Source organism: Bacteroides xylanisolvens XB1A (genome assembly GCF_000210075.1).
GTDB lineage: Bacteria > Bacteroidota > Bacteroidia > Bacteroidales > Bacteroidaceae > Bacteroides > Bacteroides xylanisolvens.
Genome location: NC_021017.1, coordinates 2715695 through 2727683 on the forward strand (window position 1 = coordinate 2715695; position 11989 = coordinate 2727683).

Annotated in this window: 7 protein-coding genes; 6 read left to right on the forward strand and 1 reads right to left on the reverse strand. The window is 40.7% G+C overall.

Features of this window, described 5'->3' with window-relative positions:
* Positions 1 to 36 precede the first annotated feature (36 nt).
* Positions 37 to 954: a ketopantoate reductase family protein gene (locus BXY_RS10790; protein WP_015531892.1), complete on the forward strand. Its 918-nt coding sequence runs from the start codon at positions 37 to 39 to the stop codon at positions 952 to 954.
* A gap of 17 nt (positions 955 to 971) precedes the next feature.
* Positions 972 to 1808: a prolipoprotein diacylglyceryl transferase gene (gene lgt, locus BXY_RS10795; RefSeq protein ID WP_004298678.1), complete on the forward strand. Its 837-nt coding sequence runs from the start codon at positions 972 to 974 to the stop codon at positions 1806 to 1808.
* Positions 1809 to 1937: 129 nt separating this feature from the next.
* Here the strand turns inward: lgt and mutS are convergent, their stop codons facing one another.
* A complete protein-coding gene (gene mutS / locus BXY_RS10800) occupies positions 1938 to 4526 on the reverse strand; it encodes a DNA mismatch repair protein MutS (RefSeq protein ID WP_032846723.1) in 2589 nt (862 codons plus the stop codon).
* 1192 nt (positions 4527 to 5718) lie between these two features.
* Between mutS and BXY_RS10805 the strand changes: the two genes are divergently transcribed.
* Genes BXY_RS10805 through BXY_RS10820 form a run of 4 tightly spaced genes read left to right on the forward strand, consistent with a single transcriptional unit; the run spans position 5719 to position 11967 of the window.
* The gene (locus BXY_RS10805; protein WP_004307718.1) at positions 5719 to 9036 is read left to right on the forward strand and encodes a SusC/RagA family TonB-linked outer membrane protein; all 3318 of its coding nucleotides are present in this window, start codon (positions 5719 to 5721) and stop codon (positions 9034 to 9036) included.
* Between the two features lie 13 nt (positions 9037 to 9049).
* Complete coding sequence (locus BXY_RS10810; protein WP_004307716.1) at positions 9050 to 10435, forward strand: RagB/SusD family nutrient uptake outer membrane protein; 1386 nt, start codon at positions 9050 to 9052, stop codon at positions 10433 to 10435.
* A 26-nt stretch (positions 10436 to 10461) separates the two neighbouring features.
* Positions 10462 to 10668, forward strand: a complete 207-nt coding sequence (locus tag BXY_RS10815) for a hypothetical protein (protein WP_004307714.1) — start codon at positions 10462 to 10464, stop codon at positions 10666 to 10668.
* Between the two features lie 12 nt (positions 10669 to 10680).
* A complete protein-coding gene (locus tag BXY_RS10820) occupies positions 10681 to 11967 on the forward strand; it encodes a hypothetical protein (RefSeq protein ID WP_004307712.1) in 1287 nt (428 codons plus the stop codon).
* The last annotated feature ends 22 nt before the right edge of the window (positions 11968 to 11989 follow it).

The following is an 11989-nucleotide window of genomic DNA, read 5'->3' on the forward strand; positions in this document are numbered from 1 at the left end:
TACCGACGACTTATTAATTACTAATTCGCTAACAATATGAAATATCTCATTGCAGGAACGGGAGGTGTAGGCGGCAGTATCGCAGGATTCTTGTCGCTGGCAGGCAAAGATGTAACTTGTATTGCCCGTGGAGCTCATTTGCAGTCGATTCAAACGAACGGTTTGAAACTGAAGTCGGATTTAAAGGGTGAACATACGCTCCGAATCCCGGTTACTACGGCTGAAGAATTTAGCGGGAAAGCAGATGTGATATTTGTATGCGTGAAAGGTTATTCGGTCGATTCCATCGTAGAACTGATAAAAAGAGCAGCACACAAAGACACGGTTGTCATCCCTATTCTGAATGTATATGGCACAGGGCCGCGCATACAGAAGCTAGTTCCGGAAGTTACCGTTCTCGACGGCTGCATCTATATCGTAGGCTTCTTATCCGGCACCGGAGAAATCACCCAAATGGGAAAAATATTCCGTCTGGTATATGGTGCTCATCACGGCACGGTTGTGAAGCCCGGATTGCTGGAAGCCATCCAACAAGACTTGCAGGAAGCAGGCATAAAGGTAGACCTGTCACCAGACATCAACCGGGATACGTTTATCAAATGGTCGTTTATCTCTGCAATGGCCGTAACGGGTGCTTACTACGACGTTCCGATGGGAGAAGTACAGAAACCGGGAAAGATACGGAATACATTTATCGGACTTTCTACGGAAAGCGCTGCCTTAGGAAAGAAACTAGGCGTCGAATTTCCCGAAGACCCAGTCAGCTACAACCTGAAAGTGATTGACAAGCTCGACCCCGAAAGTACCGCTTCTATGCAAAAAGACCTGGCACGCGGACACGACTCGGAAATACAAGGATTGCTCTTCGACATGATTGCAGCAGCCGAAGAACAGGGAATAGATATACCGACCTACCGGATGGTTGCGGAGAAATTCAAAAAATCTAATCATTAACATTAATCCAATATAGAATGAATACCATGCTATTATCCATCAACTGGAACCCGAATCCCGAACTATTCAACCTGTTCGGCATTTCTATCCGTTATTACGGATTACTGTGGGCAGTAGGAATATTCTTTGCTTATGTGGTTGTTCACTACCAGTACCGGGATAAAAAGATAGAGGAAAAGAAGTTTGACCCGCTTTTCTTTTACTGTTTCTTTGGTATTCTGATCGGTGCCCGCCTGGGACACTGCCTATTCTATGACCCGGGATACTACCTGTCTCATTTCTGGGAAATGATTCTTCCTATCAAATTCATGCCGGACGGAAACTGGAAATTCACCGGATATGAAGGACTTGCCAGCCACGGCGGTACATTAGGACTGATAATCGCCCTTTGGCTGTATTGCCGCAAGACGAAACTCCATTATATGGACGTGCTGGATATGATTGCCGTAGCTACTCCAATCACCGCCTGCTTCATCCGCCTTGCCAACCTGATGAACTCCGAAATCATCGGCAAACCGTCTGATGTACCTTGGGCATTCGTTTTCGAGCGTGTAGATATGCAACCCCGTCATCCGGGACAGCTCTACGAAGCCATCGCTTATCTTATCCTGTTCTTCATCATGATTTACCTGTATAAGAATTACAGCAAGAAACTGCACCGTGGCTTCTTCTTCGGGCTTTGTCTGACTTATATCTTCACCTTCCGCTTTTTCATCGAATTCCTAAAAGAAAATCAGGAAGATTTTGAAAACAGCATGATGTTCAATATGGGACAATGGTTAAGCGTTCCGTTTATCATAATAGGCGTCTATTTCATGTTCTTCTATGACAAGAAGAAAAAGAAAATAGCCTAAATCAAAAAAGAGGGATTAGCGGTTCAAACATCGCTAATCCCTTTTTTTTATCAATAAAACAAATGCCATTTCCCTAATGTCAGGACAATAATCGAAAACATATCCTAAGACATTATATACATTTTCAGCTTATTTCCCCCTGACTATCTTCTTAATATCATTCAGTTTATTCAGCGCTTCAATAGGAGTAAGATTATTCACATCAAGATTCAATATCTCATCGCGAATCTGACAGAGAATCGGATCGTCCAACTGGAAGAAGCTTAACTGCATACCTCCACGATTCTCGCTCACTTCTGCCAACGGTTTACCTGCTATGCCCTGTTGGCGATTATCAGATTCAAGCTGTTTCAATATCTCATTTGCACGTTTCACAATGCTTTTCGGCATACCGGCCATCTTTGCCACATGAATACCGAAAGAGTGTTCACTACCGCCACGTTCCAGTTTACGAAGGAAGATTACTTTATTATCAACTTCTTTCACCGATACATTATAATTCTTGATGCGCTTGAAAGATTTCTCCATCTCATTCAATTCATGATAATGCGTAGCAAATAATGTACGTGCTTTTGCTTTCGGATGTTCATGGATATACTCTACAATTGCCCAAGCAATGGAAATACCATCATAAGTAGAAGTACCACGACCCAATTCGTCAAATAATACCAGACTCCGGGAAGAAACATTATTCAGGATATCAGCCGCTTCATTCATCTCTACCATAAATGTAGATTCACCGACTGATATATTATCGCTCGCTCCTACACGGGTAAATATCTTATCAACTAAACCGATATGCGCACTTTCCGCAGGAACAAACGAGCCGATTTGAGCCAATAGCGTAATCAATGCTGTTTGGCGCAAGAGTGCCGACTTACCGGCCATGTTCGGACCTGTAATAATAATAATCTGCTGTGTATCGCTGTCCAGCATTACATCATTGGCAATATACTTCTCGCCTATTGGAAGTTGTTTTTCTATTACCGGGTGACGTCCCTGACGAATATCCAGTACGTCATTATCCTCAATAATCGGACGGATATAACGATTCTCACGGGCCACATTGGCAAATGACAACAGACAGTCCAGACGTGCAATCTGATTCGCATTAATCTGTATCTGTGGAATAAACTCCATCAATGCCTGTACTAAGTCCGTATATAGCTGCGTTTCCAGAATCAGAATCTTATCTTCCGCTCCCAAAATCTTTTCTTCATATTCCTTTAGTTCCTGCGTAATATAACGTTCCGCATTAACCAGCGTTTGTTTACGAATCCACTCTTTAGGAACTTTATCTTTATGGACATTACGGACTTCGATATAATAACCGAATACGTTATTATAAGCCACTTTCAAGCTCGGAATACCCGTCTCTTCGCTCTCCCGCTGTTGTATCTTTAGCAGATAATCTTTTCCTGAATAGGAGATTTGCCGCAATTCATCCAAGTCTGCGTTCACACCGTCCTGAATCACTCCACCTTTATTTATCAGTAAAGGAGGATCATTTTTAATCTCTTTGGCAATCCGGTCACGAATAGAAATACAAAGATTCAACTGTTCGCCAATGCGATTCAAGCTCGCATTATCAGCTTCCATACATGCCTGTTTTATCGGCTCAATTGCTTGCAAGGCAACTTTCAACTGAACGACTTCACGAGGCGACACACGTCCTACAGCCACTTTGGAAATAATACGCTCCAGATCACCTATCAAATGCAGCTGTTCTTCAATCAGTTCCTTAAAATCAGGTTGGCGGAAGAAATATTCCACTACGTTCAAGCGTTCATTGATCGGTTTCTCATCCTTTAAGGGAAAAACCATCCAGCGTTTCAACAGACGCGCTCCCATCGGGCTGATTGTTCTGTCAATCACATTGAGCAGGCTACTTCCGCCATCATTCATATTGCCAATCAGCTCAAGACTACGCACCGTGAACTTATCCAGACGGACGTATTTATCTTCTTCAATACGCGCCAATGAAGTGATGTGACCAATTTGCGTATGCTGCGTCATTGTCAGATACTGCAGGATAGCACCGGAAGCAATGATACCGTTCTTCAAGTGCTCTACTCCGAAACCTTTCAGATTCTTCGTTTCAAAGTGTTTCAGCAGTTTCTCACGGGCAGTCGTTTCTGTAAATACCCAGTCGTCCAGCTCGAATGTGAAGAACTTGTTACCGAAATTACCTTCAAACATCAGGCGTTTGCCACGTTCAAAAAGAATTTCCTTAGGGGCAAAGTTATTCAACAGCTTGTCTATATAATCAAAAGGTCCTTCTGCAGTAAGGAATTCACCGGTAGAAATATCGAGAAAAGCAACTCCACAGGAAGCCTTTCCGAAATGAACGGCAGCCAGGAAGTTATTTTCTTTATAGTTCAGAACATTATCATTGATAGAAACACCGGGAGTAACCAATTCGGTAATACCACGCTTCACCAGCTTCTTCGTCATTTTCGGGTCTTCGAGCTGGTCGCAGATAGCGACACGTTTTCCAGCACGAACCAGTTTCGGAAGGTAGGTATCAAGGGCATGATGAGGAAAACCTGCCATCTCGATAGTTTTTCCTTTCCCATTGGCACGTTTTGTCAGTGTGATCCCTAAAATTTCGGCTGCGACGATGGCATCCGTAGAATATGTTTCATAAAAGTCACCGCAACGAAACAGCATCACTGCATCCGGATGTTTTGCCTTCAAATCCAGAAACTGTTTCATCATCGGGGTGAGGACAATCTCTTCTTCGTTCACGGGTGTCTCCTTTTCTTTTTTGTTGAGTATATAATGAATTATCCTTGCAAAGATAACGGTTTTTCGGCAGAGAATCAACGGTATGCTCCGATTCAATTTTCAAAATAAATGTTGCATACCTTGAAAAAAGGAGAGTTTATTTCTTAATAAGTAGGAGAAAATTATTAAAACGTGTTATAAAACATGCTATTTTTCTTGGATAATTTGCTAATTTCCCAAGAGTCCGTATCTTTGCAATGTGTTTTTCATAGTATTAGATTTAAGGTTAACAAAGGTTGGAGCAAGGCGTTGCTCCTTTTTTTATGCCTATACGCTTCGTCCCTATTTGATATAAACCAGCAGAACTCTCTCTTTTCAATCATCAGATTATTTTGGCGCAATCTGAAATCCTAGAGATTCGGTTCAGAGCAGCCCCACCTTTAAAAATAGATTCATTCCTGTTTCAGAAAGGAATGAAACAAATTCTTTTATAAATGCCATATTTTAGTTTTAATGTAAATATTATCACAGTAATAGATGCAATAGAAACAAATGGTGTTACCAAAAAAATGTCAATAAAACTCCTATGTATTTCTGATAGATAACACTGTTTTGTAAAGCACTGTTATCCAGTCGGTTACTATTCGGGGTTTTCCTTTAAAACCAACGCCCCGTTTCTCACCGAGAAACAACCTGTTCGACACCGAGAAACGAAGTGTTTCTCACCGAGAAACGAATTAACTGATAAAGTCCTAAACTTATAATTAAGGAAATTGTTAGTCTCTTTTATTTTTGACACTTCTATCGTAGGAATGCATATGTTGAAATATATTTCAATGATAATCTTATCATGTCCAAAATATAATGATATGGAATAAATTTATAACCATACATGAAACGAACCGTTTTGGGTATAGCAATTATGCCCCAAAATTGTCAAATTAAGCCACTTCTTTTTTGCCTTCTACAACATATCAAACTCCCCAATATGCAGTATAATGCAAAAAGCCAGTCGTAACATACCATGAACCAATTTTCTATACTTTTATAAAAATATAATAAACATCGAATGATATTCACTCAAACAAAAGCACACATTTTAAATACAAATATTATCATTTTTCTTGTTTATATCAGCTAATAATAATACATTTGCATATATTCAAACCAATATAATACAATTATGAATAAAATTACCATTTTTTCATTAACATTACTTTTCGCTCTAATTTTACCTTTATTTGCAAATGCACAGGTAACAGTGAAAGGTATTGTAACTGACGAAAGTGGGGTACCATTAGTAGGCGTATCCGTCCGCTATAAGGAGCTCCCCCAAGTCGGTGTTACCACAGATATTGATGGTAAGTTTTCCATCAAAGAGATGAAAGAAGGCAAGACACTTGTTTTTTCTTACATTGGCATGAAAAATGTAGAGCACTTATTGAAAGGAGCAACACCTTTTATCAAAATTAAAATGGAATCTGCAACAAGTGAACTGGATCAAGTTGTCGTTACAGGTTATACCCAAACTACTTTTAAGAAAATGACTGGTTCTGTCGGAATTATCTCGGCCGACCAGTTAAAAGACCAAGCCCAACCAACGGTAGACGCCCTCATGCAAGGTAAAATAGCAGGAGTGGCCGTATCAGCCATATCCGGACAACCTGGTAGTACACAAAAAATACGAATCAGAGGTACCAATACAATCACCGGAGATGGTGAACCACTATGGGTTATCGACGGAGTTCCCATGCAAAGTGGAAGTACCGATATGCCTACCAGTGCTGAAATAAAATCCGGTCAATTTGACGACTTGTTCATGAATGGTGTCGCTGGCATCAATCCCAGCGACATAGAAAGTATTACTATTTTGAAAGATGCTTCAGCCGCTGCTATTTATGGTTCGCGAGCAGCCGGTGGGGTAATTGTTGTCACCACCAAAAAAGGCAAATCAGGAAAAGCCCAAATAAACTATTCAGGCAATGTATCAGTCACTTTACCACCCCAACGGAACTACTCTCTGATGAATTCACAAGAGAAGCTTGCCTATGAACAGGGATTATGGGATGAATTCTCTGCTCCGGGATTTGAAGCCGGGACAAATGACTATCCGGTGGTAGGAGTAGTAGGCATCATTCGTGCTGGTAGGGGAAAGTTTGCCGGATGGAGCAAAGAACAACAAGATACGTATATCGAAGAATTAGGTAAAACGAATACCGATTGGTACGATGAACTGTTTCGCAACAGTGTTTCTACCACCCACAACTTGTCCATTAATGGTGGTGGAGACAAATACACCTATTATACTTCACTAGCATATACCCGCAACGCCGGTTTATTGAAAAATAATGATTACGACCGTTATAACCTGACAGCTAATCTATCAATGCACCCCAGCCAGAAAGTAAAGATTGACTTTGGGGCATCCATGTCTTATCAATATTCAAAGTCCCCGGCACTGAATAGTCTCGATCCTTTCCAATATGCTTATTTTGCCAATCCATACGAAAGTCCGTATAACGAAGACGGCAGTTACCGGGCAGATGAAACATATTATGCACTAGGAGAATATAACAATAAAAAGACTAGTTCCAAGATTATACCTGATTGTGGATTTAATGTACTTCGCGAAATGGACGAAACTTCTTCACGCACTAAGAATATAAAAACAATGGTTCGTGCAGGAATTGATTACAGCATTATCAACCATTTGCGTTTTGTGGGCCTGGCTTCATATACTTATTCCACCAACCGTCTAAAGGAAATATATGGTAAAAACACAAAAGCAGCTTTAGACAACCGTCTCTCTATCGATAACAATACTAATAAGGAATATGCTTCTATCTTGCAACGCAATGTAGATAATGAGAGCTATATGGTCCGCGGGCATTTTGCTTATGATGATTTTTTTGGAGACCACTCTGTCTCCCTTATAGCCGGTGCCGAATTCCGCGGAAGTAAATCAGACGGTTTGTACAGCAAACGATACGGTTACGACGAAATCACCGGAAATGCCATAACCCCACTTCCTGATGACCCGACAGGAGTAGGCTACGAGAAGCTGAAAGCCTATCTCGCTGCTATTGATGGCTCGAACGGAGAAACATGGAGCGAACAACGCTTTGTCTCTTTCTATGCATCTGCTGACTATTACTACAAAAACAAATATGTACTGAATGTCTCTTTCCGTACTGACGGTAGTTCTAATTTTGGTAGTGACAAACAATTTAATCCTAACTGGGCAGCCGGCGCAGCGTGGAATGTTAGTGAAGAAGATTTCATGGCTTCGCTGAAACCCGTACTGAACAGATTAACACTCCGTATAGCAACCGGATTTACTGGTAACATCAACCGTAGTGTCAGCCCACAAATGATTATCAGTTACTACGATGACTACCGGAATATTTCCAACAATATTTATCATATAGGAAAAGTAGTTAGTCCACCGAATCCCAATCTACGTTGGGAAAAGACGCAAGACGTGAAAGTGGCTCTTGATTTCGGAATGTTTAACGACCGCTTGACAGGTATAGTGGAAGGATACTACCGGAAAAGTAAAGATATTGTAACAGGTGTGCAAGTACTAAGCAGCACAGGATTCACCCAACAGAAATACAATACTGCCAATATTGACAACAAAGGTATCGAAGCTACCCTGAATGGAACTCCTGTTAAAACAAAAGATTTCAGTCTGTCTCTTTCTGCCAACATAGCTTACAACAAGAATAAAGTGACCAAATATAAAGCTTCCTATAGCAGCATGGGATATAATAACTTATGGGAGGGCTATCCTGTAGACGCCATCTATAGTGGGAGATACACAGGTATTGACCCCGAAACAGGATTATATACATACCAGCTGCGTCCCGATGCTGAAATACACACAGCTACCGACTTGAATAAGCCCGATAATTACCGGTATTATCTAGGCACGAGTGAAGCTCCCGTAACCGGAGGATTTAATGTAACCGCCGAATATAAAGGTATTCGCCTTAGCGTAAACGGAACTTTTGCCACAGGAGCCAAAAATTTTGAATTCATCAAGTCGCCAACTTCAGCTAACACCGTAAGCGGTAATGGGGTATTTAATTACACAGAACGCGAACAAGTCTTCCAAAATGATTTGTTCGCACACCATCTGAATGTTCCGAAAGCAGCAGCCGACCGTTGGACGCCCAATAATACAAATGGCACTTATCCGCGCGTATGGAATCCGTTCGGTGAGGTTTACGGATTTGGCTATTATAACCCTATGCACAAAGAAATCACGCATGGAGCTTTCCTTACCAACTTATCTTATGCCAGAATTAAGAGCATCATTTTAGGATATACGCTACCTAAGAAGTTAATAAGTAATTCCGCTCTCTCCAATGTAGATTTCTCTCTGTCACTGAACAACTTCTTCACATTCACCAGCTATTCAGGCATGGATCCTGAAACCCCCGGTGCTACTTATCCGATAAGCCGTTCTGTGATGTTTAGCGTAAATGTTGGATTTTAAATAACAATAAACGATGAAAAATAAACTATTCATATCTATCTATTGTGGTCTAATGATATTGTTGGCTTCCTGCAACAATTACTTAGACGTAAAACCCAAAGGAAAGATAATTCCTAAAACAGCTGAAGACTTTTCCACCATTATCCATTATTGGCTGGATCAGATAGAAAAAGGAAGAGATGACGTTATCATTCCCAATCCAGAAGTAATGACAACTTTAGAGATGTTTGCCGATGACTTGAATGCAACGCTTGCCAGCAATTTCGGCTATACGAGCATTTATGTGGGAAGTGCCATTAACAAAAATCAGGCCACTTACAAAACACTCTACTCTGTTATCAAAGACTGTAATATGGTTATCGGCAACATGGATGATACGGAATCCGATTTAGCTAGAACCCTATTGGGAACAGCCTGGAGCATTCGTTCTATTTGCTATTATAACCTTATGCAGCGCTACTGTGAGCCATACCAGCCGGAGACGGCAAAAGAGACTCTCGGACTTCCACTTGTCGACGATTTTGATATGGAAGCAAAGCCTGCACGCGCCAATCTGAAAGAAACTGCTGAATTTATAGAAGAAGGATTCCAAAAAGCCCTCTCATATAATGTGTCTAATGAAGACTTTATCTTTACTTCATCCGTAACAAAAGCCTACTTCGCACGTTTCTTCTTTTGGACACAGAACTGGAGTAATGCCATTACCTATGCCAAAGAAGTATTGGAAAAATACCCGATGCTGGAAGCTGACGAATATGTAGAAGCCATTAACCAGAAACAAGCAAAAGCACACAATGTCATTATCCGTTCATTCACCATGGATGATGATATAGGAACCATGAGTTACGCAACTGCACAAGCCGATATAAAATCAAGACCTGTCGACAGAAATTTGGTTGATTTATTTGCAGCCACCGACAATGACGTACGTCGCAGATGCAACTATGATTCCAAACGGATTGTCAATAAAATCATCACCACCAAGTTTCGTAGTGAAGAACTTTGCCTGATTATAGCCGAAGCCCACGCACATCTGAATCAGGAAACAGACGCACTAGGTTATCTTAACCAGCTTCGTTCCAAACGAATCACTCAGGATTATATAGCCTACACAATTGACAATCTCCCAGAAGTTTTCCAACAAAATATAAAAACCGACGCCACTGGGATCCCTTTGACAAAATTGATGTCAGCCATCCTCTGTGAACGCCGTAAAGAATTGTTTGTTGAAGGCGACCGCTGGTTTGAATTAAAACGCAACGGACGTCCGGAATTTTGGGTCGCTGCCAAAGGAAAGAAATTTATCACAGAAAAGTATCTTTATACTTTTCCTATTCCCAAAGCAGACATCAGATTATTTCCTGATTTGCTCATTCAAAATCCAGGCTACATAGAATAATTTATCCATAAAAAACAGAAACAGTTATGAAAAAGATACTATATATCCTATGTTTCATTCTCACAGGTTCTTCCGCTTTCTTGGTCTCATGTGATAAACCGGAAGAACTGACACCCAAAGTAGATAATACATCAGAAGATTATTTACTTCCCACCGGAAGTATCCTGAATGCACAAGACCGTGAAGAAGTACAAGCATTATGGGATGAATACAACAATGCCATTAACCAATAAAAAGGGATTAAAATGAAAACAAAAATCAGAATAACAGGCTCCTTTCTTCTAATGATTATACTAATCATAGTGTCGGCAGCTTGCAACGATGACGACTCGTCGGGTGCAAAGTTATCTTTTAGTCGCTCCATATACATATTACCTTCTAACGGTAGCCTGGAAGTGGAATTGAGAGCTTCTGTAGCACCTGAAACAGACTTAAGCATTCCTGTCATCATTGAAGGTACTGCCATATTGGATGAAGACTATGAAATTTCTGCTAACGGGTTCATGATAAAAGCCGGAGAAACAAGTGCCACTTTAACCATTACTCCCAAAAACAACCTGACTGCCAACCGTGAAATCCGCCTTTCCATCAACCCGGTTTCCGGATATACGCTCGGTGACAAGAAAATAGCGATCATCCCCGTTGAAGTGAAAGAGCACATTATGTATACTTTCAAGCCTGTTATCTATCGTCTGTTAAGTGAAATAGACATTAGAATCGAAGTGGAAGGAGAAAATAGCGGCAGCAGTTTCAGGGCAACAACAGACATCGTGTTGCCGATAGAAATAGACCCGTCCAGTACAGCCATATTGAACGAAGATTTTGAACTTGAAAACGGAATAACTTCTGTCACCATTCCAAAAGGATCTTACTACACACGTTTTAAGATAAAAATAAAAGAAGGAGCAGAAGATTATACAGGAAAAAACGCTATCCTTAAACTAGGTACACCAGTTGACAACTCCGAACTCTACTATCCGGGCTCATTTGTATCCTATAATATAAAACTGGATCAGTTAAAGTTTACTGACATGCTGGGCAAATGGAAACCTGTGGAGATTAAAGATAAAGACAACTATGTATATGTTGGCATGCCTGACGAAGACTGGATAAATAGTCTGCCGGAAAACAATGGAGCTAATGACTACCTGGAATTTGTACATCAAGAAGATGGCACAGATAAAATAATCCCATATCTAACGGGAGATTTAAAGGACTTCTTTTGCAACCCTCAAGGCCACACTGTTGTTTTCGACCATATAGAGAAAGGTATCTATAACTGGATAGCTGATGAGGAATATGACGCTCCTTATTTCACCACCTCTCAAGTGAATCGTTGTTTCTCAAAGAGAAAAACAGAGCTCGGAAATGCATTTATAGGATTGGATAAGATAGATGATAATAATATCATCATTTACTTTCACGATTTTATACCAACTGATTTCTTCAGCTCAACGTTTGAAGAGTACGGTCATTATTTCGATGCGAGTTTCTTTGGTATAACCTACGCATTCACAAGGGTAGTAGAATAAACAAAACAGAAGAAAAACTTCA